Here is a 24,744-nt window from a genome sequence, read left to right on the forward strand (position 1 = left end):
CCGGCTACGTTCGGACCCCATGTCACACGCACGAATCGGGGGTGACACCGCTCCTGGATGGGAGCCGGTGCGCACGGCGTTCGAGGAGAACATGCGCAGCGGCGAGGAGGTCGGCGCACAGGTCGCGGTGTACCACCGCGGCTCTTTGGTGGTCGATCTCTGGGCCGGCTCGTTCGACCGCAGCGAGCGGCCGTACGACGAGTCGACGCTGCAGCTCGTGTTCTCCACCACGAAGGGCATCACCGCGATCGCGGTCGCGATGTGCGTGCAGCGCGGCCTGATCTCGTACGACGAGCCGGTGTCCACCTACTGGCCCGAGTTCGCCGCTGCCGGCAAGGAGGACGTCACCGTCGCGCAGCTGCTCTCCCACCAGGCCGGGCTGCCGACGGTCGAGGGGGAGATGACGCTCGCGGAGGCGCTCGACTGGGACACGATCACCTCTCGGCTCGCCGCGACCGCGCCGATGTGGCCGGTGGGCTCGGCGCACGGCTACCACGCGCTGACGTACGGCTGGCTGGCGGGTGAGCTCGTGCGGCGCGTCGACCCGGCACGGCGCAGCCTCGGCGGTTTCGTCGCCGACGAGATCGTCGCCCCGCTGGCTGCCGACGATCCGTCGTGTGAGCTGTGGATCGGTCTGCCCGACGCCGAGGAGCACCGGGTGGCCCCGATCCTCGGCCAGCCGATCTCGACCGAGGCGTCGGATCCTGCACTGAAGGCGTTGCTGGAGCAGTTCCTCGGCCCCGGCTCGTTCGGCGGCCGGGCGCTGTCGCTGAACGGCGCGTTCGACGACGGAGCGTTCAACCGGCGTGACGTGCACGCGGCCGAGATCCCCGCGGCGAACGGGATCGGCACCGCTCGTGGGCTCGCGCGCATCTACGCGGCGACGATCGGCGAGGTCGACGGTGTCCGCCTCGTCGAGCCGGCGGTGATCGAGCGGGCGCGCACGACGGTCACCCCAGAGGGTGAGGCCGATGCGTGCTTGATCATGCCCACCACGTTCGGGATGGGCTTCATGACCCACGGCCCGTTCAGCCTCTACGCCGGCCCGGGCTCGTTCGGTCATCCCGGCGCCGGGGGCTCGGTGGCCTTCGCCCAGCCGGAGCGTGAGCTCGCCTTCGGTTACGCGATGAACCTGATGGCTCAGAACCTGGCGAACGATGTCCGCGCCGCTCGCCTCAGCGACGCCGCGGCAGCCTGTGCCGACGCGGCTTAACGACCCGGAGGGATCTCCCCATGCACACCCGCATCTGCGACGTCTTCGACATCGAGTATCCGATCTTCGCCTTCACCCACTGCCGTGACGTGGTCGCCGCGGTGAGCAAAGCCGGGGGTCTCGGTGTGCTGGGGGCGGTCGGCTTCAGCCCCGAGCAACTCGAGGTGGAGCTGACCTGGATCGACGAGCACGTCAACGGCAAGCCTTACGGGGTCGACTTCGTGATGCCGTCGAAGGCGATGGACGTGGACGGCCACGATCCGGCCGACCTGCGCGCTCAGGTGCAGGAGATGATCCCCGAGCGGCACCGCCAGTTCGTCGACGAGCTGATCGAGCGCTTCGATCTGCCCCGCGGCGAGCTGGAGCAGGGCGACGGGGGATCGGGCGGTGTGGTCGGGTGGATCTCGGAGGTCGCGCACCAGCTCGTCGAGGTCGCGTTCGCCCACCCCGTCTCGCTGGCGGTCAACGCGCTCGGCTCGCCGCCGCCGGATGTGATCGACCTGGCCCACGAAAGGGGAGTGAAGGTGGCCGCCCTCGCCGGGAGGGCAGTGCACGCCGAGCGGCACGTGCGCAGCGGTGTAGACGTCGTGATCGCGCAGGGCACCGAGGCCGGCGGCCACACCGGCGACGTGGCGACGATGGTGCTCATCCCGGAGGTGGTCGACGCGGTGGGCGACCAGGTGCCCGTGCTCGCCGCCGGCGGCATCGGTACCGGCCGGCAGATCGCTGCCGCGTTGGCGCTCGGGGCTGACGGCGTGTGGATGGGCTCGGTGTGGCTCGGCACCGCGGAGAGCGACTCGCGCCCCGAGCAGCTCGAGGCGTACCTGAAGGCGACGTCCAGCGACACGGTGCGCTCGAAGAGCTACACCGGCAAGCCGGCACGCATGCTGCGCACCCCGTGGACCGACGCCTGGGAGGCCCCCGACTCGCCGGGGACACTGCCGATGCCGCTGCAGAACATCCTGATCGCCCCCGCCAGCCAGGCGTACTACCGCGCCGGGCGGGTCGACGAGTTCTTCGTCCCCGTCGGCCAGATCGTCGGGGCGATGAAGAAGGTGCGCCCCGTGCGCGACGTGATGTTCGACATGGTGAGCGAGTATCTCGACACGATGGAGCGGATGAACCGGATCACCGGCACCGCGGAGTAGCCGACGCGGCTAATCCGTGAACGCGCCCGGCCGGCGGAACAAGTTGCGGTGCCAGCGTGACGGTGTGACGGCGAGCGCACGCGGCTCGTCTTCGAACATCCACCTGGCGAAGGCGCTGCGGCCCCAGTCGCCGCTCCACGACACGAGACGGAGCGCGCCGCGGGCGCCGAGCGGGTGGGCGAGCACGCGTGACAGCGCGAGCGAGCAGCGGTGGTCGGTGACGAGGTGGTGGTGGACCGCCGCGCGGTACGAGTCGCGGGCGACCCCGGGCACCAGCGCCCCGGCGGCTTCGATCGCGCGCGCGGCCTCGATGCCGGTGAGCAGTGCCTGGGCGATGCCCTCGCCGGTCATCGGGTCGGCGGCGGCGATCGCATCGCCCGCGAGCAGCACCCGCCCGACGCCGGTGACCGCCTGGTCGACGCGGGCGGGGATCGGCCATGCCGTGTGGCGACCCTCCATCACCGCGGTCGGTCCGAGGGCGGCGCGCACGTGCTCCCGGGCGAGCAGGTCGGGCCAGAGCGCCTTCATCTCCTGCACCCGGCGCGTGCCGTCACGCAGCACGCCGAAACCGACGTTCGCCCGACCCCCGGGCAACGGGAAGCTCCAGGCGTACCCCGGCAGCAGGTCGGCGTCGAACCAGACCATCAACTGCTCGCTCGCGGCACCGGTGACGCCGGAGGCGTACTGGCGGAAGGCGTGCCACTCCCCGAGGTAACCGGGGTTGGCCACACCGAGCGCTCGGCGCACCGGGCTCCACATGCCGTCTGCAGCGACGACGTACCTGGAGGTGACCACCCCGATCCCGTCGAGCTCGACCCCGACGGAGCTCGCGCTGTCGGCGGCCGCAAAGCCCGCGAAGCCGTGGCCGTCGTACACCTTGACCCCACACGCTCGGGCGAGGTCGACGAGCGCGTGGTCGAGCTCGATCCGCGGCGTGACAGCTGCGTAGCGCCCGGAGCCTGCGGGCAGGGGGAGCTTCACCTCGAACCCGGTCGGCGATCGCAGCATCACGTCGGAGACGTCGAACCAGCTCGGCACCGCGAGCGGGTCGAGCCCGAGGCCTTCGAGCAGGCGCAGCGCGAGAGTGGTCAGCCCGTCACCGCAGCACTTGTCGCGGGGGAACGTCGCCTTGTCGGCGAGCACGACGTCGCGCCCGGCCCGGGCGAGGGTGATCGCCGCGGCGCTACCGGCGGGGCCTCCGCCGATCACGAGCACGTCGCACGTCAACGCCACGACCGCGAGGCTACGGGCCGGTTGGTGTGGCGGCCCACCCGTGAACTTATGATCGACGCCGTTGGCCCGGACCCAACGGATTCGTGGGCCGGGGTTCGTCACGAGGGGGTAGTCAATGGCTCGACTCTGCGAAGGACGCATCGCCATCGTCAGCGGTGCCGGGCGAGGGATCGGCCGTGAACACGCGCTGATGCTGGCCAGCCATGGTGCCAAGGTGGTCGTCAACGACCTCGGCGGCAACGTCGACGGCAGCGGCGGCGACGTGTCCCCGGCGCAGCAGGTGGTCGAGGAGATCAAGGCGATGGGCGGCGAGGCCGTCGCGAACGGCGACAGCGTGTCGGACTGGGAGGGCGCGCAGCGCCTCGTCAACACCGCCATCGAAACCTTCGGCGACCTGCACGTCATCGTGAACAACGCCGGCATCCTGCGCGATCGGGTGCTCGTCAACATGACCGAGGAGGAGTGGGACTCGGTGATCAACGTGCACCTGAAGGGCACGTTCGCCCCCAGCCGGTGGGCCGCGGCGTACTGGCGGGAGCAGTCGAAGGCGGGCAAGCCGGTGGACGGACGGATCATCAACACCACGTCCGTGAGCGGCATCTACGGCAACCCCGGCCAGACCAACTACGGAGCCGCGAAGGCCGGCATCGCCGCGTTCACGAACATCGCCGCGCTCGAGCTCTCTCGTTACGGGGTCACCGTCAACGCAGTCGCGCCTGTGGCGCTCACGCGCATGACCGAGGGCCTCGGCCCGGCACCCGAGACCGACGAGGAGCGTGAGATGCGTTCCCCGCGGTGGATCGCCCCGATCGTCACCTGGCTCGCATCGGCGGAGTCGAAGGGGGTCAGCGGCCAGGTGTTCGAGGCGAGCGGGCAGATGCTCGCCGTCGCCGAGGGTTGGGTGCGTGGCCCTCAACATGCTCCGGTCGACGACCCGACAGAGCTCGGCCCGGTCGTGGCCGAGCTGTTGGCCACCGCCCGCAGGAACAGCGGAATGGACGGCAGGCCAGGGTCGCGTCCTCAACCTCAGCCCAAGTGACCTCCCCGGCCGATCGGCCGGCGACAGATCGACGAAACACCGCCAAGGAGAGACTGCGATGCCCATCAACCCCGATGCTGTAGGAGCCACGAGCGAGCCTGTCGAGATCTCGTGGACTTCGAAAGACGCCCTGCTCTACGCAGTAGGAATCGGCGCCGGTACGGACGAGCTGGCGTTCACCACGGAGAACACCCAGAACACACCCCAGCGTGTGTTCCCGACGTTCCCGGTGGTGATCGGGTTCGGACGGGGCAGCGGCGGTGCGCTCGGCCAGATCGGTTCGTTCAACCCGGCGATGCTCGTCCACGGCCAGCAGGGCGTCACCTTGCATCGCGAGCTCCCGGTGGAGGGTGCGGCCACCATCACGTCGAAGATCACCGGCATCTACGACAAGGGCAAGGCTGCCGTCGTGGTGTCCGCGGCCGAGGCCGTGCTTGCCGACGGCAACCCGCTCTACACGACGACGATGTCGGCGTTCATCCGTGGCGAGGGTGGGTGGGGAGGCGACCGTGGCCCGTCGGGGCCCCAGAACGTGCCACCCGAGCGCGCCGCCGACCACGAGGTGACGTACCAGACCTCGCCTGACCAGGCGCTCGTCTATCGGCTGTCGGGCGACCGCAATCCGCTGCACAGCGATCCCGCGTTCGCGCAGATGGGCGGCTTCGACCGCCCGATCCTGCACGGCCTCTGCACCTACGGCTTCACCGGCAGGGCGCTGTTGCACACGCTCTGCGGCAGCGATCCCTCGCGCTTCCACCACGTCGAGGGCAGGTTCTCCTCGCCGGTGCTGCCCGGTGAGGCACTGACCGTACGCATGTGGGTCACCGGTGACGGCGAAGCGGTGTTCACCACCGCGGTCGGCGATCGCACGGTCATCGACCAGGGGCTGCTCCGCTTCAGCTAGCTGTTGCTCTCGTCGCCGTCGTCGCTGTCGTTCTTGCTGCCGTCGTCGTCGTTGTCGTTGGCTTTGTCTTCGGCGGCTTGTGCTTGTTGGTTGCGCCAGCGGATGAGGGCGCGGAGGCGGTCGAGGTCGTCGATCGGTCTCACGGGTTGGGGTTTGACCTGGTGGTGGTCGCTGACGTCGGGGTGGCGGTTGTGGAAGGCGCACAGCAGTCTCCCGTTGAACTGGCTGGTCGGCCCGCCGTCGCGCCAGGCGGTGATGTGGTCGACGTCGCAACGCTCCACGGTCTCATAGCAACCTGAGGAGTGTTGGCAGCGGCGGTCGCGGACTTCGATCGCGCGGCGTAGGGCGCCGGTGAAGCGTCGTTTGTGGGTGACGGCGATGACGGTGGTCTTGTTGTCGAAGATCACCGATTCCACCAGTGCGTCGTTGACCAGTCCGGCTGCTTGGCCGGGGGTGATCACGGTGCCGTTGGACAGCTCACACATGTGCCGCAGTGTCTGGTCGCCGACGAGCACGGTGATCAGTGGGCGTTGGCGGCCGGTCTTGGACGCGGCTGAGCGTTTGGCCATCTCCACCAACGCCGCCGCCCGGCGCTGTGTCGCGGTGCGCACGACTAGTTGCGCCTTGTCGGCGAGCAGCAGTTGGCGTTCCAGGCGTTGTAGTTCGTTGGTGAACACCGCCCCCGACACGGCGTCGAGTTGACCGTTGATCACCACCGTGCCGTCCAAGGTCGCGGACGCGTGCAACGTGTTGGCGCTTTCGTTGCGTTCGGCTTCGTCCTCCGCGGCGGCGGCGTCGGCGCGTTGACGCCAATAGCGGACGAGCCGTTCGGCGTCGGGGAACGGCAACCGGGCGCACTGGTCGACCAGCCATTGCTCACTGTCGGCGAACGCGGCTTGGCAGGGTTCCTTGCGCGCCTTGGCGAACAGGTACACGTGATCCAACGACAGCCGACCAGCGTCGATCGCGTCTCTGGTCTTGAGCATCACCGCCAGATCCCGCGCCCTGGCGAGCTCCACCCTGGCGGAGTGCGTCGAGGTGTTCGTCTCCCGGGCCAGGCGGTGGGCGGGGCTGCGCGACCCGTCGCCGGCCCACACCCCACGTGTATCCCAGCGTCGAACGACAGCGGCGCGGGCCACCCCCAACCGGGCGGTGCAGCGCTGCACGGCGATCGTCAACGCGTGCAATCTGTCGTCAGACAACCCGACGAGATCGAGGCCGGACAGGGCATCGACACCGGCGTTCAAAGCCGCCAGCGCCTCGTCCTCGACCCCTACAAACCCAACTACGGGTTCCATCAAACCAGTATACGAACATATGTTCGTCTCGTCAACCCGAAGACGGGAGATTTCGAGAGAACTTCGATCGATCAGAACAGCGTGAGTTCGTCGGGGCGGCTGCCGCGCAGGCCTTCGTAGTCGACCTCGACCCAGCGCACGCCGCGGGCCGCGGCGAGCACGCGCGCCTGGGGCTTGACCGACTGCGCCACGAACACGCCGCGCACGTCGCCGAGCGAGGAGTCGAGACGCAACCGCTCGATGTACCTGCCGAGTTGCTCGACTCCGTCGATGTCACCGCGGCGCTTCACCTCGATGGCCACCAGCTGGCCTTGCTGGTCGCGGCACACGAGGTCGATCGGGCCGATCGCGGTGGGGTACTCCCGCCGGACGAGCACCAGCCCCGGCTCGATGGCTCCCGGCGTCGCGGCGAGCAGCTCCTGCAGGTGCGCTTCGACGCCGTCCTTGCTGAGCCCGGGATCGGTCCCGAGGTCGTGAGCCGTGTCGAGCAGCACCTCGTGCAGGGTGATCCGCAGTTGCTCGCCCTTCGGGTTAGTGATCACCCACTCGCTGTCGGACTCGACGAGCGTGTTCGGCGCGTTCATCCAGTTGAGCGGCTTGTACGCGCCGCCGTCCGCGTGGACGGCCACACACCCGTCGGCCTTCACCATGATCAACCTGACGGCCGGAGGCAGGTGCGCGTCGAGCCGGCCCGTGTACGTGACCTCACAACTGGCGATCAGCAACCGCATGTGTCGAACGTCCCTCGCCGACCTGCGCCGTCAGCGTCCGACGTGTTCGCGCATTCGCTTCTGGATCAGCTCACGCCGGGCCTGCAGCTCACGGTACGTCAGCTGGTCGGTATCGGCATCCACCCCGAAGCTGGCCTTGACACCACCGAGGTCGAACTCGACCTTGGTGTGGTCGATCCCCAGCTCGCGGCCGAGGCGTTCGCCGTGGCGCTCGGCGAACTTGAGCGAGATCGCGCTCACCTCGGCGAGGATGTCGAGGTCGGGGGCCAGCCGGGCGATCGCGCCGTCGAGGAAGACCATGTTCTTCACGTACAGCATCAGTTCCTTCGGCATGTGCGCCCCGTAGCCGAGCAAGGCCTTGACGATCCGCTGGACCTCGTTGACGAGCTGCTCCCCGGTCAGCGACGTCGGGTCGACCGGGGGCTGGTCGAGGTGCAGGTCGCGGATCACGGCGTCGATATCGGTGTCGCGCGGCAGTGCCCCGAGGTCGCGCAGCGCGGCCATCTGGCCGACGACGTCGTTCGTCATCCCGCAGAGCATCATGCGCAAGAACGCGAGGCGGCGCTCCTGCGTGAGCCTGCCGACGATGCCGAAGTCGAGCAGGCCGGTGCGCCCGTCGGGCAGCACGAACAGGTTGCCGCCGTGCAGGTCGCCGTGGAACAGGCCGTGCACCATGGCGCCCTCCATCAGCGCCACCATCTGCGAGCGCACCACTTCGTGGGTGTCGATGCCCGCCTCGCGCATGCCGACCACGTCGTCGAAGTTGAACCCGTGCAAGCGCTCCATGACGAGCACGCGGCGGGTGACGAGATGGGGGTGCGGCCGGGGCACGACGAAGCCGGTCTGGCCGAGGTCGTGGAGTACGGCGGCGGCGTCGAGCATGTTGGCCGCTTCCATCCGGAAGTCGAGCTCTTCGACGATCGTCTCGGCAAACAGCTCGACGAGGGCCGGCGGGTTGGCGAGGGAGGCGACCGGTATGCGCCCGACGAGGTGGGGGGCGAGCCATGCCATCACCCGCAGGTCCTTGCGCACGAGCGTGGCGATCTGCGACCGCTGCACCTTCACCACGACCTCTTCGCCGCTGCGCAGCCGGGCCGCGTAGACCTGCGCGATGGAGGCGGCGGCGAGCGGGGTCGGGTCGAACTCCGCGAACACGTCCTCCAGACGCGCGCCGAGATCCTGCTCGACGGTCAGCCTCACCGTCTCGAACGGCTCTGCGGCGACCTGGTCACGGCACAGCTTGAACTCGGCGACGAGCTCGGCGGGGAACAGGCCCTCGCCGGCGGAGATGATCTGGCCGAGCTTGATGTAGGTCGGTCCGAGCGCCTCGGCCGCGAGACGCAGCCGTCGTGAGATGACGGCGCGGCCCGCCTCGGGCGAGTCGAAGCGCCCGCGTCGGCGTTGCCACAGCCATGGCCCGACGGCGTAGCCGAGACGCCCGACGACGGTCAGCACACGAGCGCCGGGCGGCAGCCGCCGCGGCCTGGTGAGCAGGGGTGCTTCCTCGCGCGCCGCTACCCGCAGGGAGCCGGCGATCGGCGTCCAGTCGCCGCCATCTGGGGTGAGCACCCAGGGGGCCGCGGAGGTGAACGCTCCGAAGTCGAGGTCTGCGGGGGGCTCCGTCTGCATCTCGCGTCAGTGGCCGCCGTGGGCGGTGTCACACCAGCGTTGTTCGCCCTCGGCGATCTGTCCGCCGGCGATTCCCTCCAACGAGGCGAACGGGCCGCACTCGTGGGGGACGATCCATACGTGAAGCATCGGGTTCTGGTGCAGCTCGATCCCGAACGTGCATCCACCCTCGCTGTTGGTCAGACCGACGACGCGGGTCTTGCCGCTGACGTAGGGGTCCTCCGAGAAGCAGAGGTTGTCGTGGATGTGCCACTGGGTGAGGGCGCCGCCCACGTCGGGAACGGTGTCGAGAGTCTCGCCGTCGCGCAGCATGAACATCGCCGACACGAGCGTCTTCTCGCCGTTCTCGTGGCGGTAGACGAGGCTCTCCGGGTACAGCGGGTCGAGGATGTGATCGTCGTTGATGTACGACCAGTTGATGTAGTGCTCGTAGCCGGTGGCACCGTCGAAGATGCTGGCGAAGCCGTCGGCCTCGGCGGTGGCCGGGTCGGCGTATTGCGGCAGGTAGCGCAGCGTGACCGCGATCAGGTTCTCGGCGCGAGCCTGCTGGGCCACCGAGACGCCCTCGACGCCGGACAGGTCGATCGGTAGATCAGGGTCGTACTGCTGGGGAGGCACCGAGGTCGAGGTGTCGTCGGCGTCGGCCTCGGCGTGGTCGGCGTGGTCGGCCTGGCATTGGTCGGCGCGTGGACCGTCACCAGCCGTCTGTCCGGCGCCGTGGCCCTCCAGCGCGGCGAAGGGCCCACACGCATGGGGCGCGATCCACACGTGCACCATCGGGTTCGCGCCTCCGGCCCGCAACGATCCGGGCGGGCATCCGCCGTTGGCATCGGTGACCGATACGACCACGGGCACTCCGTCGCGCAGGCCCCAGCACAAGTTGTCGTGGATGTGCCACTGCATCAGCGCGCCGCCGATGTCGGTGAGCTTGGGGTCGTCCATCGCGGTGCCCGTCGGTGCGATGAACATCGCCGACACGAGCGACTTCTCTCCGCTCGCGGCGTCCACCTGGAACACGAGCGACTCGGGTGCTGTCGGGTCGAGCAGCTTGTCGTCGTTGATCATCTCGCGGTTGATGAAGTGCTCGAAGCCGGTGCTGGCGTCGCCGATCGAGCGGTAGCCGAGGGTTTGGATCGCCACCGGGTCGGCGAACGCGGGCAGCTCGCGCAGCGTGTCCTCGAGCAGCTGGGCAGCGCGCGCCTCTTGCTCGGGGGTGACGCCCGGTACACCGGAGAGGTCGATGCCCTCGGCGGGGTCCCACGGCCGTGGCCACGCGGCCACGTCGGTCGTCTCCTCGTGCGCGACCGAGTCGTCGTGGGGAACCGAGTCGTCGTGGGCTACGGAGTCGTCGTGGGGAACGGAGTCGTCGTGGGGGACGGAGTCGTCGTGGGCGACGGAGTCGTCGTGGGGGACGGAGTCGTCGTGGGGAACGGCCGCCGTGGTCGTCTCGTCGTGGCCGTGGTCGGCGCTCGCGTGGCTGTGGCTGCTGCCGACGAACATCGCCGGAATCGCGAGCGCGGCCATCGCCACGCCAGGTACCACCACCCGCGCCCTCGGCAGGGTCCGCTCGCCGAGCAGCGCCGCGGCTAGAGCGGTCCCTGCCGCGATCACGCCGAACGCGGCGCAGACGCTGTCGGTGAACTGCGCGGCTTCGCGGGTCTCGAGCCCGTCGATCCATGAGATGCCGGCTACGCGGGTGAGCACCCACCCGCCGACGATGGCGGCGTTGCCGACGAAGCCGACGATTGCCATCGGGCGTGACGGGACGGCGAGGGCGAGCAGACCCCAGCCGAGCTGGAACACGGCGACGACGACGAACAGCCGGGCGAGCTGAGGGTGCTCGGTGTGGATGCCGATTGCGCCGGCATGGATCGCCCCCGCCGCGATCGAGGCGAGCGCGGCCACGACCAGACCCGGGGGCCGTTCGACGGTGGCGCGCGCGGCGTGGGCGGGCGCGCCGACCGGGGGGATCTCACCGGGGCTGGAGATGATGGCGGACATCTGGGCTTCGGCTCCGATCGGCCCTGGAAGGAACCTGCGGAGTCTACGACGTGAGGCGCCCTTCGCCGTCGGCGGGGGTGCCGCGTGTCCGGGGTCTTCAGGAACCAGGCCCTGCCCCGCGCCGCTCCGTGCCCCACAGCGCGTCCAGGACCGGTGTGGCGTACTCGGGACGGCAGACGAGCAGGTCCGGCAGCCATGGGTCTCTGTCGTTGTACACGAGCTCGGAGCCGTCGATGCGGCTCACGTGGAGGCCGGCAGCTCTCGCGACGGCGGCGGGAGCAGCGCTGTCCCACTGGTACATGCCCCCGTCGTGCACGTATATGTCGGCCTCGCCGACGATGATCGCCATGGTCTTCGCCCCCGCGGAGCCGAGCCTCACGGCGTCGCAGCCGAGCTGCTCGGCGACCACGACCGCGGCATAGGGGGCGCGGGTGCGGGAGGTGATCAGGCGCGGTCGCTGACGGCTGCTGTCGGCCAGCTCGGGCGCGGGGTCGGTGGCGAACGTCATCTCCAGCGCCGGCAGCGATACCGCCCCGGCGGTGAGGGCACCGCGCTCCCACAGCGCGATGTGCACGGCCCAGTCGTGGCGGCCGGGCTCGCCGAACTCGTTCGTGCCGTCCAGCGGGTCGATGATCCAGACGCGCTCCGCGTCGAAGCGGCGCCGATCCTCCGCCCCCTCCTCGGACAGCACCGCATCGCCCGGCCGAGCCTGCGCGATGGCCTGCGCGAGGTACTCGTGGCTGACGATGTCACCGGCGTCCTTCACCTGCCACGGCGACGCCCCGCGGGCCTGTAGGTCCGCGCGGACCTCGACCAGCAAGCGGCCCGCATCGGTGGCGAGCTGCGCGGCAAGTTGGTGGTCGGAGCGGGTGTCCGTCACGCGCCGCGCCCGAGGTGTACCGCGTCGCGCACGAGCTCACGCACGGAGTGCTCGTCGGCCCCGGCGGCGACGAGGGCGTCGACACGGCGCTCCAAGCGCTCGGCATCTGCCTCGACGAAGACGTCGATCCGCCGGCTGGCGGTGAGCGCCGACGTCACGACGAGGACGAGCGCGGCCACGGCGGTGACCATGCCGATCGTCACCACGTACCCCTCGTTGTTGCCGTTCACCGACGTGACGATCATGCCGGCGATCCCCGCGACGAAGCACACTCCGCACGCGGCCCGGATGAGCTTTGGAGCCATGCGCCCCCCATTCTGGCCGAGAAGGGCCGATGCGCATGGCCCCGCTCGGGTCCGGTACCTTCCCGACGGATGCCCGAAGGAGACGCCACGCTGGATCACCGCGGCAGCCGCCGGCTCTCGGCTCGTGAGACGGTCTTCTGGTACAGCCTCGCGGCGGTCAGCTACATCGTGATCGGGATGTACCACAAGTGGCTGCTGACGTGGTTCCTCGGGCCTGCATGGCTCGTCGTCACCGTCGTCGCCGGCCCCGCCCTCGTCGACATGGTCCGCAAGCACCGATGAGCTGGGCCGCCCACCAGTTCGAGGTCTACGCCGTGCAGGCCCACCTGCCGTCGAAGATGAAGGGCAAGGTCAGCTTCTTCGGGGTGTACCTCGGTGACTTCATGCCCGACTTCTTGTCGAAGTTCTGGGTGTACGGGATCACGGTCAACGGCGTCCACTACGGCGCCGACGTGCCCGAGCGCTGGCACCGTGGATGGCCGGGGATGGGTTTCACCCACACGTTGTTCCTCGGCGTCGTGCTCGGCCTGCTCCTCTGGCTGTGGAAGCGCAATCGGGCCCTCACCGTGGGTTTCGTGTTCGGGCTTGCCGCGCACGCGCTGACCGACGTGAACGACAGCGTCGGAACGATGCTCATCTTCCCGTTCTCCACGCTGAACTGGTCGATGAAGACGTGGGCCTACGCGGCAACGGTCGAGGGAGGCAAGTACCTCGACGCAGCCGCCTACTACAGCAGCCTCGGCCTGGTGATGGACCTGTTCTGGCTCGCGGTGGTGCTCGTCTCGTGGCGGGTGCTGACCCGCGAGTTCTGGCGGACGAACGTGGTCACGGCCGATTCGCGCACCTGGGCGTGGTTCGGGCGGTTCCTGCCCGAGCGGGGCCTGCTGGCCCTCTACCGGGCGACCTTCTTCTTCGGCGTCTGCCGGATGACGGCCTGGTTCTTGTACGCCCACGTACTCGCCACGCCGACGATCGACGGGGTGAAGCGGCGCGGCTATCCGATGGATTTGTCGTGGACCGGCCCGTGGTGGATCAAGGCTCGTTCGCTGCCAGGGGTGAACCCGTGGATCGTGTTCCCTGTGGCGCTGGCCCTGCTCGGGCTCGTCTACTTGGTGATGGCCAGGCTGTGGGAGCCGATGGGGCGGCGCGAGCGGCGTCCCAGCCCGAACCCGTAGCTCGCCGGGGCGGGTGCCCACGCGGCTGCAGCCTCGACGGCGTCGGCGCCGAGCAGCGCCACGGGGTCGAGATCGAGCGAACGCAAGAAGGCGACGGTACGCACGTCGTGCGCGACCGGATCGGGCGGCGCCACGACACCGAGATCGGCGAGCGCCCGATGCACCGGGGCCTTCACCAAGGCACCGACGAGGGCGACGTTGGTGAGCACGAACTCGGCGTTCGACAGGCATGAAGCGCACATATCGGGGGTCCCTCCTTGGCTCGGACCAGGCTACTGCTCAGCGGGCGAGCGGCTTGTACTTCAGTCGGTGCGGCTGGTCGGCCGCGGCGCCGAGGTTCTTATGGCGCCAGGTCTCGTATTCGGCGAAGTTGCCCTCGAACCAGCGCACCTGGCTGTCACCTTCGAACGCCAACACGTGGGTCGCGATGCGGTCGAGGAACCACCGGTCGTGGCTGATGACGATCGCGCAGCCGGGGAAGGAATCGAGGCCTTCCTCCAGCGCGCGGAGGGTGTCGACGTCCAGGTCGTTCGTCGGCTCGTCGAGCAGCAGCAGGTTGCCGCCGCTCTTCAGCACCTTGGCCAGGTGGACCCGGTTGCGCTCGCCGCCGGACAGGTCGCCGACCAGCTTCTGCTGGTCGCTGCCCTTGAAGTTGAACGAGGCCACGTAGGCGCGGCCGTGCACCTCGCGATGGCCGACCCGCATGTGCTCGACGCCACCGGTGATCTCCTCGTACACGGTCTTGGCCGGGTCGAGGCTGTCGCGGCTCTGGTCTACGTAGCTGAGCTGCACCGTCTCGCCGGTCTTGATCGTGCCGGCGTCGGGGGGCTCGTCCCCGGTCAGCATCCGGAAGAGCGTCGTCTTGCCGGCGCCGTTCGGGCCGATGATGCCGACGATGCCCGCCGGCGGCAGGGAGAACGAGAGGTCCTCGATCAGCAGCCGGTTGCCGAACCCCTTGCACAGGCCCTCGACCTCGATCACCGTCTCGCCAAGACGCGGGCCGGGAGGGATCGTGATCTCCAACCGCTCGGGGCCGCGCTCGGCGGCCTCGGCCTCGGCCTGGAGCCGCTCGTACGCGCTGAGCCGGGCCTTGCCCTTGGCCTGGCGGGCCTTCGGGGCCATCCGCACCCACTCCAGCTCGTGCTGCAGGGTGCGCCGGCGAGCCTCGTTGCCCTTTTCCTCCCGGGCGAGGCGCTCCTGCTTCTGCTCCAGCCAGCTCGTGTAGTTGCCTTCGAACGGGATGCCCCGCCCGCGGTCGAGCTCGAGGATCCACTTGGCCACGTTGTCGAGGAAGTAGCGGTCGTGGGTGATCGCGACGACGGTGCCGTGGTACTCCTGCAAGAACCGCTCCAGCCAGTCGACGCTCTCGGCGTCGAGGTGGTTCGTCGGTTCGTCGAGCAGCAACAGGTCGGGGTGGGAGAGCAGCAGCCGGCACAGTGCCACCCGCCTGCGTTCACCGCCGGACAGCGTCGTCACGTCGGAATCGTTCGGTGGGCAACGCAGCGCATCCATCGCGATCTCGACGTTGCGATCCAGGCTCCACGCGTCGGCGGCGGCGATCTTGTCCTCGAGCTCGGCCTGCATCGCGCCGACCTTGTCGTAGTCGGCGTCGGGGTCGGCCCACATCGCCATCACGTCGTTGTACCGCTCGATCAGTGCTTGGACGCCGGCGACGCCGTCCATCACGTTGCCGAGCACGTCCTTCGAGGCGTCGAGAACTGGCTCCTGCGCGAGGAACCCGACGGAGAAGCCCGGCGTGAGCCGCGCCTCGCCCGAGAAGCCGTCGTCGAGCCCGGCCATGATCCGCAGCAGGCTCGACTTGCCCGACCCGTTCGGGCCGATCACGCCGATCTTCGCTCCCGGGTAGAACGAGAGCGAGATGTTCTCGAGCACCGTGCGGTCGGGTGGGTAGTGCCGGGCGAGCTTGTAGCAGGTGTAGATGAACTCGTGCGCCATGTCGAGTTGGTGTCCGTCCTGCCCTCGGGGTGGGGCGCTGACGCTACCGCCGCGCCCGCCCGTGACATTCCCGAGCCTGATCGGGACGCGGTGCTACGGTCCGCGCACCTGTTCATCGAACGTCTAGGGGGTAAGCGATGGAGATCCTCGATCCGGACACCGGCCTACCAGTGCTGTTGCGCGCGTTGCACGTGCTCGCAGGAGTCACCTGGATCGGCCTGCTGTACTACTTCAACGTGGTGCAGGTGCCGAGCTTCGCCGCGTACGGCGACGAGGCCCGCGCCCGGACCGTTTCCATCGACAAGCTCGCCCGCCGCGCGCTGTGGTGGTTCCGCTGGTCGGCGCTCGTCACCTTGATCCTCGGGCTGCTCATGCTCGGCGTGATCAACGACTACATGAAGGGCTTCATGACGGACACCGCCGCGATCGGGCTCGGCCACAGTGCGGCGATCCTCGTCGGCATGCTGCTCGGGCTCACGATGGCGACGAACGTCTGGATGGTGATCTGGCCTCAGCAGCGCACGGTGCTGGCGAACGCGGCCAACGTGCTCGGCGGGGCAGAGGCCGATCCGGCCGCGGCCGGTGCGGGCCGGAGGGCGCTGCTCGCCTCACGAGCGAACTTCATCTTCAGCATCCCGATGCTCTGGTTCATGGTCGCGTCGGCGCACCTGTACGGCTTCCACGATTCCGCAGGCAACGCGTGGGTGTTCGTCCTGATCGCAGTGGTGCTCGGCGCGGTCATCGAACTGGCCGCGCTCGGCATGCTCGGTGGCACCGCCGCCACGAACAAGCTGCTGTGGCCGTTCGAGACGCACCGCAACGCGATGATCACCGGCGGCGTGCTGTTCGTCGTGCTCTACCTGCTGTCCGAAGGGCTGATCATCCCCTGAGCCCGTCGCCGCCCGCCCTCCGGCGGGGAGCCTGCCCGGACTCGCTCACCTGGTGGGCGAGTTCCGTGCGTGCCCGCGCGACGCGAGAGCGGATGGTGCCGATCGGGCACCCACAGGCCTCGGCCGCCTCCTCGTAGGACAGGCCGAGCAGCTGGGTCATCACGAACGCTGCCCGGCGGTCGGGGTCGAGCGCCTGGACGAGCGCCATCAGGTCGGTGGCGCCCGTGTCGTCGGGCGAGGTGGGTCTCGGTCGCGGCAGCACCAGACGACGCCAGCGCACCGCGCGGCGAACGTGGTCGACGGCCACGTGGCGGGCGATGCCGAGCAGCCAGGCGCGCCCGTCGGTCTCGGGTGTGATCCGCTGCAGGCCCGCGCACATGCGGGCGTAGGTCTCCTGGGTCAAATCGTCGGCATCGTCGGGGCTCGTCAGGTAGGCGCAAAGGCGCCACACGTCTGCCTGCGTGCGCCTGACGACGTCGGCCAATGCCTCGCGCTCGCCGTCCGAGGCGCGCAGCATGAGAGACGTCAGCTGGTCCATCTGGCTCCAATGCTGGCGGGCCCGGGAACCAACGGGCAGGGCCGTTCGACTCTAGGTACATGCGGTGTGAAGAAGTCCCCGAAGTGCTCTCCGCCTTCTTGGACGGCGAGCTCGACCTGTCCGGCAGCGCCCCGCTGCAGGAACACCTCGCCGACTGTGCGGCGTGCGCCGCGCTGGAGCACGAGTGGCTGGCATTGCACCGCATGGTGCGCCTGCACCCGGCCGAACCCGTGCCTGACCTCACCGCTGCCGTCCTGGCCCGCGTGCACCCCCCGCGGCTCGGGCATCGCCAGTGGGTGAGGTTCACCCTGGCCTGCGTGGCGCTGACCCAGATCGTGCTCGGACTGCCGGCGCTCGTGCTCGGCGACGACACGGGGGCGACGGTGCACGTCGCGCGCCACGTCGGGTCGTTGACGGTGGCCGTGGCCATCGGTCTGCTGTACGCCGCGTGGCGGCCGGTGCGGGCGTTCGGCATGCTGCCCGTCGTCGGCGCGCTCGCCGTGCTGTCGATGCTGACCGCGGTCATCGACACCGTCGACGGGCACGCGGGCGCGCTCGCCGAGTCCCAGCACCTGTTCGAGGTGGTCGGTCTGCTGCTGCTGTGGTCGCTCGCCGGCCGGCCGCGTCCGAATGTGACGCGAGTCATGCATCACCTCAGCCCCGGTTGGGAACCGTGAGCCGCCCCGGGACGACCTCTAGGGCGACGGCTGCCCCAGGCGCTCACGCGCGAACGGTCAGTCGTGCAGGTAGCTAGACCGACAGAAGCAGCGTGAAACATTCGTGAACGACCGAAGGAGTCGACGACAGATGATCAAGAGATCCCACAGGAGTGCGCTCGTGGCCGGGCTCGCCGCTACGGCGCTCGTGCTCGGTGCATGCGGCGGCGACGACGGCGGTTCGTCGGACACCTCCGGCCCGACCGACGTGACTTCGGGTCCGACCGAGACCGACGCCCCGTCGGAGGATGCGACGTTCGTCATCGAGAACGTTTGGGCCCGCAACAGCCCGGCGATGACGACCGCAGGCGCGGCGTACATGGACATCACCGCGTCGGCGAATGACACGCTGGTCGGGGCAGCGGTCGACGCATCGATCGCCGGCACCGTCGAGATCCACGAGGTAGTGCCTGTCGAGGAGACCGACGACACGGGCATGACCAGCGAGACGATGGAAGGTGGCATGGTGATGCGCCCGGTCGACGAGATCGCCCTGCCCGCAGGCGAGGTGGTCAACCTGATGCCCGGCGGCTACCACGTGATGATGCTCGACCTCGTCGCCCCCCTCGAGATCGGCCAGAAGTTCGAGCTGACGCTCGAGTTCGGCTCTGGCGCTACCCAGACCGTCGAGGTGGAAGTCCTCGAAGAAGCCCCCTCGATGTAGCCAGCACCTGCGCGAGATCCTCTCCCCGCAGCTCTCCCTCGCGCAGGTATCGCGCCAATCTGTCAACGAACGTGCGCTCAGGGTCGTTTCGTTGACAGATTGGCGCGGAAGCTGCGGTTTGGGGTCGGGGTTTTGGCCAGGGGGCCGGGGGGCCGGGGGGCCGGGGGGCCGGGGGCCGGGGGCCGGGGGTCAGGAGACGGTGAGGGTGGAGTTCATCGTCGAGTGACCCGGGACGCGGCAGAAGACGGCGTACTCGCCGGGTTCGAGGGTGAGCGTCTGCACGGCGACGTCGCCCTTGGCGGTGACCTCCCAGTTGACGTCACCGACGATCACGTTGTCGCCCTCGAGGATCACCATGTCGTGGTAGATGCTCTCCTCGTTGACGAGCACCACCTTCGCCTCGCCACCGGTGACGGTGTACGTGGGGCTGTCCCAGCGGATCGTGGGCACAGCGCGCACGACGAGGTCGGCGTCGGCGGGGATCTCCGGCGAGGATCCTGCGTCGTCGCCGCCACAGGCGGCAATGGCGAGGGCGCCGGCAGCGATCGCGACGGAGCTGATCAAGCGGTTGCGCATGGGCCGAGACGCTATCCGGGGGGTCGACCGAAGAGATGGCGACTGTGGCGCCCCGGCCGCCAACCGTCCTGAACAGGGGTGCAACGGGCGCCGGTACAGTTGGCTCGATGTCAGACGGAGATGCGGGTCGCGGGTTCGGCACCAACTCGTGGCTCGTCGAGGAGATGTACGAGAAGTACCGCGCCGATCCGGCTTCGGTCGGCGACGCCTGGCGGGAGTTCTTCTCCGACTTCCGCTCCGCTGAGCCAGCACCACACCTGGCACCGGCACCACCTGCGGCCGCCGAGGCCACCGCGCCGGCGGCCCCCGCCGGGCAGCCGGCACCAGCACCTGCTGCGGCGCCGGTGCCAGCGGTCGAGGTCGGTGACCCGATCCGCGGCGCGGGCGCAGCGATCGTGGCCAACATGGAGCGCAGCCTCGCGGTCCCCACCGCGACGAGCTTTCGCAACGTCCCGGCCAAGCTGCTCGAGGTCAACCGCAAGGTGATCAACGGCTACCGCCAGCGCGCCGGCCTGGGCAAGGTCAGCTTCACGCACCTCATCGGCTACGCCATCGTGCGCGCGATCGCCGACGAGGTCCCGGCGATGAACAACACCTTCGTCGAGGGCACCGACGGCAAGCCGCGCGTGGTGCGCAACGAGCACGTGCACCTCGGCCTCGCCGTCGACGTCGCGAAGAGCGACGGCTCACGCACCCTCGTGGTGCCGGTGGTGCGCGATGCCGACACCGCCGACTTCGCCGCCTTCCTCGGCGCGTACGAAGACCTCATCCGCAAGGTGAGGGCCAACAAGCTGCAGGTGAGCGACTTCCAGGGGGCGACGGTCACGCTCACCAACCCCGGCACGATCGGCACCGTCCAGAGCGTGCCGCGGCTGATGCCCGGCCAGGGGGTGATCGTCGGCGTCGGCTCGATCGATTACCCGGCCGAGTTCCAGGGCGCCGACGAGCGGGCGCTGCGCGGCCTCGGGGTGTCCAAGGTGGTCACCATCACCTCCACCTACGACCACCGCATCATCCAGGGCGCCGAGAGCGGGCTCTTCCTGAAGCGCGTGCACGAGCTGCTGCTCGGCGAGCACGACTTCTACGAGGACGTCTTCCACAGCCTGAACGTCCCGTACGAGAGCGTGAAGTGGCGCCCCGACGTCAACCCGTCCGAGCGCGACGAGGCGATGCTGCACAAGCAGATGCAGGTCGCGACGTTGATCCGCGTCCACCGCGTCCGTGGCCACCTGATCGCCGACCTCGACCCGCTGCGCTGGCGCGAGCCCGAGCTGCCGGTCGAGCTCGACCCGGCCACGTACGGCCTGACGATCTGGGACCTCGATCGCGAGTTCCTCACCGGCGGAGTCGGCGGGGTCGAGCGGGCAACGCTCGGCGACCTGCTCGGCACGCTGCGCGACGCGTACTGCCGCAGCATCGGTATCGAGTACATGCACATCCAGGACACCGAAGAGCAGCGGTGGATCCAAGAGCACGTCGAGGGCGTCGGCTTCGAGCTGTCGAAGGAGGAGAAGCACCGCGTCCTCGAGCGCCTGAACGCAGCCGAGGCCTTCGAGAAGTTCCTCGCCACCAAGTACGTGGGCACGAAGCGCTTCGGGCTGGAAGGCGCAGAGAGCGCGATCCCGATCCTCGACCAGATCCTCTCCCGCGCCGCCGACGACCACATGGACGGCGCCGTGCTCGGCATGGCGCACCGCGGCCGGCTGAACGTGCTCGCCAACGTGATGGGAAAGAGCTACGACCAGATCTTCAAGGAGTTCGAGGGCTACCTCGACCCGACGAGCGTGCAGGGCTCCGGCGACGTGAAGTACCACCTCGGCGCGAGCGGCAAGTACGAGAGCCCGACGGGGCGCAGCATCCGCGTCGAGCTCGCCGCCAATCCGAGCCATCTCGAGACCGTCGACCCGATCGTGATGGGCATCGCCCGCGCCCAGCAGGACCAGATCGAGCCGCCCGGCTCGTTCCCGGTGCTGGCCCTGCTCATCCATGGCGATGCCGCTTTCGCCGGCCAGGGCGTGGTTGCCGAGTGCCTGGCGATGAGCGACATCAGCGGATATCGCATCGGGGGCACGATCCACCTGATCATCAACAACCAGATCGGGTTCACCACCTCGCCCAAGTACGCACGTTCCTCGCTGTACTGCAGCGACGTCGCGAAGACCGTGCAGGCGCCGATCTTCCACGTCAACGGCGACGACCCAGAGGCCTGCGCGCGGGTGGCCCGGCTGGCGTACGAATACCAGCGCCGGTTCGCGAAGGACGTCGTCATCGACATGGTGTGCTACCGCCGCCACGGTCACAACGAGGGTGACGACCCGAGCTACACCCAGCCGCTGATGTACAAGGCGATCGCCGAGCGGCGCAGCGTGCGCAAGCTCTACGTCGAGACGCTCGTCAAGCGCGGCGACATCTCCCTCGACGAGGCCGAGACCGCGCTCAACGACTTCCAGTCGAAGTTGCAGGTCGCCCTCGACGAGACCCGCGCACACGCCCCTGACGAAGTGCGAGCGGCCAAGCCACCAAAGCCTCACGGTGTGCTGCCCCACGTCGCCACCGGCGTCGATCGGGCCGTGCTCGAACAGGTCTTCCACGGCCTCACCGCGTACCCGGAGGGCTTCACACCGCACCCCAAGCTGGCGCGCCAGTTCGCAGCTCGCTCCCGCCAGCTCGAAGAGACGGGCATGGTCGACTGGGCGACGGCAGAAGCCCTGGCCATCGGGTCGATCGTGCTCGAGGGCACCCCGGTCAGGCTGTCGGGCGAGGACAGCAGGCGGGGCACGTTCAGCCAGCGCCATGCGGCGCTCATCGACTACGACAACGAGCGGGTCTTCGTTCCCCTCGACGAGCTGCCCGGCGCGAAGGCGAGGTTCTGGGTCTACGACTCGCTGCTCAGCGAGTACGCCGCCCTCGGGTTCGAGTACGGGTATTCACACGCGAACGCCGACGCGCTGGTCATGTGGGAGGCCCAGTTCGGCGACTTCATCAACTGCGCGCAGGTGATCATCGACCAGTACCTGGTGGCCGCCGAGGACAAGTGGGGCCTGACGAACGGGCTCGTGCTGCTGCTGCCCCACGGCATGGAGGGCCAGGGGCCCGAGCACAGCTCGGCGCGGATCGAGCGCTTCCTCGTCCTCGCCGCCGAGGACAACATCCAGCTCTGCAACGCGACGACCGCGGCGCAGTACTTCCACCTGCTGCGCCGCCAGGTGCACCACGACGTGAGCCGTCCGCTGGTGATCTTCACGCCCAAGTCGCCGCTGCGCATGAAGGAGACGATGAGCAGCCTCGAAGACCTGACGCGGGGGTCGTTCGAAGAGGTGCTCGACGACCCGTGGGTCACCGATCCGGCGGCAGTGCGCCGGGTGGTGTTCTGCAGCGGCAAGGTGGCCTGGGACGCGATGGCCGAGCGCACGAAGCGCGCCGCGCCGGTGGCAGTGGTCAGGGTGGAGCAGCTCTACCCGTTCCCGACCGCGGCGATGCAAGCCGTGCTCGACCGCTACGCCGGGGCGCGGGAGGTCGTCTGGTTGCAGGAGGAGCCCGAGAACATGGGCCCCTGGAAGTTCGTCGAGCACCGCACCTGGAGGGTGAAGGAGCAGGGATACGACCTGCGCCACGTCGCCCGCGTCGAGTCAGGAAGCCCGGCCACGGGCTCGAAGACCATCCACGACCAAGAGCACGCCGATCTGATGGACGCCACGTTCGCCGGCCTCGGATCCGACTAGCGGCCCGATCTCAGCGCAGGTCGATGCCGAGCACGTGTTGGAGCTCGCCGAGCGCCTGGGCAGCCGACGCCACCTTGATCGTCTTCATCCCCATCTCGGCCGCCGGCTTCAGGTTGACGCCGAGGTCGTCGAGGAACACGCACTCCTCGGGGGTCACGGCGAGCAGCTCGCAGGCCAGCTCGTAGAAGCGGACCTCGGGTTTGCGCACGCCCACCTTGCTCGACTCGACCACCACGTCGAACAGGCCCATCACCTCGGCGATCAGGTCGCCGCGGCCGGTGGGGTCACCGCCCCCGCTGACCACGTTGTTGGTGAGGCAGGCCGTGAGCAACCCGGCCTCCTTCACGCGAGCGAGGGCGCGCACCATCTCCGGACGGATCTCACCGTGCAACAGCGCGAGCACCGCCGCACCGCGCACCTCGTGGCCAAGGCGCGCCGACTCGGCGGCGAAGGCAGCGTCGAACGCGACCGGGTCGATCTCGCTGCGCTCGAACCGGGCCCACGCGTTGGTGTGCGGATCGGTCGAGTTGACGCCACGGATGAAATCGGTGGGCAGGCCGTTCTCCGCTTCGTAGTCGTTGAACGCCTCGAACGGGCTCGACAAGATGACGCCCCCGAAGTCCCAGAGCACGGCCCGGATCATCCCGCCACCGTATGCGGCCGTGGTCAGCGGGGCCCATCCCGCCGATCATGGCGCTCGGATGGTTGACTGAGCTGTTGTTATGCCGAGATATGTCGTCGTCGACGGATCCAACCTGGCCACCGAGGGGCGTTCCAAGCCCAGCCTGCGTCAGCTGAACGAGGCAGTCACCTCGTACATCGAAGAGCACCCGACCGACCTGATCACCGTCGTCGTCGACGCCACGTTCGGTCACCGGATCGACTCGAAAGAGGTCGCCGAGTTCGACGAGGGGATCGCCAACAACGAGCTGGTCGCACCCCCGGCGGGCGCCGTCGGGCGCGGAGACGCGTTCGTATTGGCGATCGCCGACAAGGTCGGAGCGACCATCTTGTCCAACGATTCGTTCCAGGAGTTCCACGGTGTCTACGACTGGCTGTTCACCGAAGGACGTCTGATCGGCGGCAAGCCCGTACCCCACGTGGGCTGGGTGTTCGTCGAGCGCAGCCCCGTACGCGGGCCGACGAGCCGGCGTTCCACCCGCGATGCGAGGCGCAAGGATGCGCCGGCCGGGTCAGAGCCGGGCGTCGCCGCCAAGGCCGCGGGTTCCTCCCGCACGAACGAGGGCGGGCGCCGGAGGGCGAGCAAGGCCGCGAGCCAGCCGATGCCGGTACCGACCGCCCCACCGCCGCGGGCGAAGGCGGCGGCACCCTCTTCCGATCAACCTGCCCGCCGGCGGCGGCCGCGTGACACCGAGGCGGCCCAACCGGCGCCGGCGGCCGGAGCCCCGGTGAACGACCTGCTCGCCTACCTCGGGTTCGTAGAGCTCCACCCGGTGGGCAGCAGCGTGAACGCGGTGGTCGACACGTACTCCTCGCACGGCGCGTACGTCCGCATCGGCGACGTCCGCGGCTACGTGCCGTTGAGCCTGATGTCCGACCCCGCGCCCCGCTCGGCGCGCGAGGCGATGCAGCTCGGCGAAGCGGTCACCCTCGTCGTCGAGAGCTATGCCCCCGGCAGACGCAGCATCGACCTCGCCGTGCCCCACGTGGCGAGGGTGCTGCATCTGCAGCCCTCGGACACGCCGGTGCTCGTCGAGCAGGCCGCCACGAAGATCGCGGCGCGCAAGAAGGCCGCGGCGAAGAAGGCGCCGGCGGCGAAGAAGGCGCCGGCCGCGAGGAAGGCGCCGGCCGCGAAGCAGGCACCGGCGAAGGCCGCGGCGAAGGAACCGACCGCGGCGAAGGCTCCGGCCACGGCGAAGGCACCGGCGAAATCGCCCGCGAAGAAGGCACCGGCCACCGAGACCGCCGCCGAGGAAGCCACCGCCGCGGCCACGGCGCCTGCACCCAAGAAGCCGCCGGCGGCGAAGAAGACGCCGGCGGCGAAGAAGCCGCCGGCAGCCAAGTCGGCGCCGGCGGCGAAGAAGGCTCCGGCGAAGAAGGCCCCGCCGGCCAAGAAGCCGCCGGCCAAGCGGGGCGCCAGCTGAACACATCGGGTGAGGCGCTCA

At 69.5% G+C, this 24,744-nt stretch carries 25 protein-coding genes; 13 read left to right on the plus strand and 12 right to left on the minus strand.

Going from position 1 to position 24,744, the window contains the following annotated elements:
• Positions 1–19: 19 nt before the first annotated feature.
• A complete protein-coding gene (locus IPM43_13380; protein ID QQS24385.1) occupies positions 20–1,213 on the plus strand; it encodes a beta-lactamase family protein in 1,194 nt (397 codons plus the stop codon).
• Positions 1,214–1,233: 20 nt separating this feature from the next.
• On the plus strand, positions 1,234–2,361 hold the full coding sequence (locus tag IPM43_13385) for a nitronate monooxygenase (GenBank protein ID QQS24386.1): 1,128 nt from the start codon (positions 1,234–1,236) through the stop codon (positions 2,359–2,361).
• A gap of 9 nt (positions 2,362–2,370) precedes the next feature.
• On the opposite strand, the gene IPM43_13390 is transcribed toward IPM43_13385, so the two are convergent.
• Complete coding sequence (locus IPM43_13390) at positions 2,371–3,594, minus strand: geranylgeranyl reductase family protein (protein QQS24387.1); 1,224 nt, start codon at positions 3,592–3,594, stop codon at positions 2,371–2,373.
• Between the two features lie 115 nt (positions 3,595–3,709).
• Between IPM43_13390 and IPM43_13395 the strand changes: the two genes are divergently transcribed.
• The gene (locus IPM43_13395; GenBank protein QQS24388.1) at positions 3,710–4,633 is read left to right on the plus strand and encodes an SDR family NAD(P)-dependent oxidoreductase; all 924 of its coding nucleotides are present in this window, start codon (positions 3,710–3,712) and stop codon (positions 4,631–4,633) included.
• A 58-nt stretch (positions 4,634–4,691) separates the two neighbouring features.
• Positions 4,692–5,537: a MaoC family dehydratase N-terminal domain-containing protein gene (locus IPM43_13400; GenBank protein ID QQS24389.1), complete on the plus strand. Its 846-nt coding sequence runs from the start codon at positions 4,692–4,694 to the stop codon at positions 5,535–5,537.
• On the opposite strand, the gene IPM43_13405 is transcribed toward IPM43_13400, so the two are convergent.
• From IPM43_13405 to IPM43_13420, 4 genes are all read right to left on the minus strand, one after another.
• Positions 5,534–6,835 (minus strand): DUF222 domain-containing protein, encoded by a 1,302-nt coding sequence (locus IPM43_13405; GenBank protein ID QQS24390.1) that lies wholly within the window; start codon positions 6,833–6,835, stop codon positions 5,534–5,536. The two genes, IPM43_13400 and IPM43_13405, sit on opposite strands and share 4 nt — an antisense overlap.
• 71 nt (positions 6,836–6,906) lie before the next feature.
• Positions 6,907–7,566: an endonuclease NucS gene (nucS, locus tag IPM43_13410; protein QQS24391.1), complete on the minus strand. Its 660-nt coding sequence runs from the start codon at positions 7,564–7,566 to the stop codon at positions 6,907–6,909.
• A gap of 30 nt (positions 7,567–7,596) precedes the next feature.
• Entirely contained in the window at positions 7,597–9,195 is a 1,599-nt protein-coding gene (locus tag IPM43_13415) for an AarF/ABC1/UbiB kinase family protein (protein ID QQS24392.1), read from the minus strand.
• Positions 9,196–9,201: 6 nt separating this feature from the next.
• Entirely contained in the window at positions 9,202–10,476 is a 1,275-nt protein-coding gene (locus IPM43_13420) for a hypothetical protein (GenBank protein ID QQS24393.1), read from the minus strand.
• 69 nt (positions 10,477–10,545) lie between these two features.
• On the opposite strand from IPM43_13420, the gene IPM43_13425 reads away from it, so the two are divergent.
• On the plus strand, positions 10,546–10,785 hold the full coding sequence (locus IPM43_13425) for a hypothetical protein (GenBank protein ID QQS24394.1): 240 nt from the start codon (positions 10,546–10,548) through the stop codon (positions 10,783–10,785).
• Between the two features lie 106 nt (positions 10,786–10,891).
• Positions 10,892–11,029, plus strand: coding sequence for a hypothetical protein (locus IPM43_13430; protein QQS24395.1), 138 nt, complete (start codon positions 10,892–10,894; stop codon positions 11,027–11,029).
• A 264-nt stretch (positions 11,030–11,293) separates the two neighbouring features.
• Here IPM43_13430 and IPM43_13435 read toward each other — a convergent pair whose 3' ends face one another.
• Together IPM43_13435 and IPM43_13440 are read right to left on the minus strand one after the other, a co-directional pair.
• Positions 11,294–12,076: a 3'(2'),5'-bisphosphate nucleotidase CysQ gene (locus tag IPM43_13435; protein ID QQS24396.1), complete on the minus strand. Its 783-nt coding sequence runs from the start codon at positions 12,074–12,076 to the stop codon at positions 11,294–11,296.
• A complete protein-coding gene (locus tag IPM43_13440; protein QQS24397.1) occupies positions 12,073–12,381 on the minus strand; it encodes a hypothetical protein in 309 nt (102 codons plus the stop codon). The genes IPM43_13435 and IPM43_13440 overlap by 4 nt, the downstream gene beginning before the upstream one ends.
• 69 nt (positions 12,382–12,450) lie before the next feature.
• On the opposite strand from IPM43_13440, the gene IPM43_13445 reads away from it, so the two are divergent.
• Positions 12,451–12,663, plus strand: coding sequence for a hypothetical protein (locus tag IPM43_13445; GenBank protein QQS24398.1), 213 nt, complete (start codon positions 12,451–12,453; stop codon positions 12,661–12,663).
• Positions 12,660–13,556 (plus strand): metal-dependent hydrolase, encoded by an 897-nt coding sequence (locus IPM43_13450; protein ID QQS24399.1) that lies wholly within the window; start codon positions 12,660–12,662, stop codon positions 13,554–13,556. The genes IPM43_13445 and IPM43_13450 overlap by 4 nt, the downstream gene beginning before the upstream one ends.
• Here the strand turns inward: IPM43_13450 and IPM43_13455 are convergent.
• Both IPM43_13455 and ettA read right to left on the minus strand, forming a co-directional pair.
• Positions 13,487–13,798, minus strand: a complete 312-nt coding sequence (locus IPM43_13455; GenBank protein ID QQS24400.1) for a hypothetical protein — start codon at positions 13,796–13,798, stop codon at positions 13,487–13,489. The two genes, IPM43_13450 and IPM43_13455, sit on opposite strands and share 70 nt — an antisense overlap.
• 37 nt (positions 13,799–13,835) lie before the next feature.
• Positions 13,836–15,512 (minus strand): energy-dependent translational throttle protein EttA, encoded by a 1,677-nt coding sequence (gene ettA, locus IPM43_13460; GenBank protein ID QQS24401.1) that lies wholly within the window; start codon positions 15,510–15,512, stop codon positions 13,836–13,838.
• A 170-nt stretch (positions 15,513–15,682) separates the two neighbouring features.
• On the opposite strand from ettA, the gene IPM43_13465 reads away from it, so the two are divergent.
• Entirely contained in the window at positions 15,683–16,402 is a 720-nt protein-coding gene (locus IPM43_13465; GenBank protein ID QQS26466.1) for a urate hydroxylase PuuD, read from the plus strand.
• Here the strand turns inward: IPM43_13465 and IPM43_13470 are convergent.
• Positions 16,392–16,940, minus strand: coding sequence for a sigma-70 family RNA polymerase sigma factor (locus IPM43_13470; protein QQS24402.1), 549 nt, complete (start codon positions 16,938–16,940; stop codon positions 16,392–16,394). The two genes, IPM43_13465 and IPM43_13470, sit on opposite strands and share 11 nt — an antisense overlap.
• Positions 16,941–16,999: 59 nt before the next feature.
• On the opposite strand from IPM43_13470, the gene IPM43_13475 reads away from it, so the two are divergent.
• Together IPM43_13475 and IPM43_13480 are read left to right on the plus strand one after the other, a co-directional pair.
• Positions 17,000–17,617: a zf-HC2 domain-containing protein gene (locus tag IPM43_13475; GenBank protein ID QQS24403.1), complete on the plus strand. Its 618-nt coding sequence runs from the start codon at positions 17,000–17,002 to the stop codon at positions 17,615–17,617.
• A gap of 130 nt (positions 17,618–17,747) precedes the next feature.
• Positions 17,748–18,320, plus strand: coding sequence for a copper chaperone PCu(A)C (locus IPM43_13480; protein ID QQS24404.1), 573 nt, complete (start codon positions 17,748–17,750; stop codon positions 18,318–18,320).
• 189 nt (positions 18,321–18,509) lie between these two features.
• Here IPM43_13480 and IPM43_13485 read toward each other — a convergent pair whose 3' ends face one another.
• The gene (locus IPM43_13485) at positions 18,510–18,896 is read right to left on the minus strand and encodes a hypothetical protein (GenBank protein ID QQS24405.1); all 387 of its coding nucleotides are present in this window, start codon (positions 18,894–18,896) and stop codon (positions 18,510–18,512) included.
• A gap of 107 nt (positions 18,897–19,003) precedes the next feature.
• Here IPM43_13485 and IPM43_13490 point away from each other — a divergent pair, with 107 nt between their 5' ends.
• Entirely contained in the window at positions 19,004–22,618 is a 3,615-nt protein-coding gene (locus IPM43_13490; GenBank protein QQS24406.1) for a multifunctional oxoglutarate decarboxylase/oxoglutarate dehydrogenase thiamine pyrophosphate-binding subunit/dihydrolipoyllysine-residue succinyltransferase subunit, read from the plus strand.
• 10 nt (positions 22,619–22,628) lie between these two features.
• Here the strand turns inward: IPM43_13490 and IPM43_13495 are convergent, their stop codons facing one another.
• Positions 22,629–23,261 (minus strand): HAD-IA family hydrolase, encoded by a 633-nt coding sequence (locus IPM43_13495; GenBank protein QQS24407.1) that lies wholly within the window; start codon positions 23,259–23,261, stop codon positions 22,629–22,631.
• 79 nt (positions 23,262–23,340) lie between these two features.
• Between IPM43_13495 and IPM43_13500 the strand changes: the two genes are divergently transcribed.
• Positions 23,341–24,723 carry a S1 RNA-binding domain-containing protein gene (locus IPM43_13500; GenBank protein QQS24408.1) on the plus strand — a complete coding sequence of 461 codons (1,383 nt, stop codon included), beginning with the start codon at positions 23,341–23,343 and terminating at the stop codon, positions 24,721–24,723.
• Positions 24,724–24,744: the final 21 nt, after the last annotated feature.

It is taken from the genome of Actinomycetota bacterium, from assembly GCA_016700055.1.
Classification (GTDB): Bacteria; Actinomycetota; Acidimicrobiia; order Acidimicrobiales; family Ilumatobacteraceae; genus Kalu-18.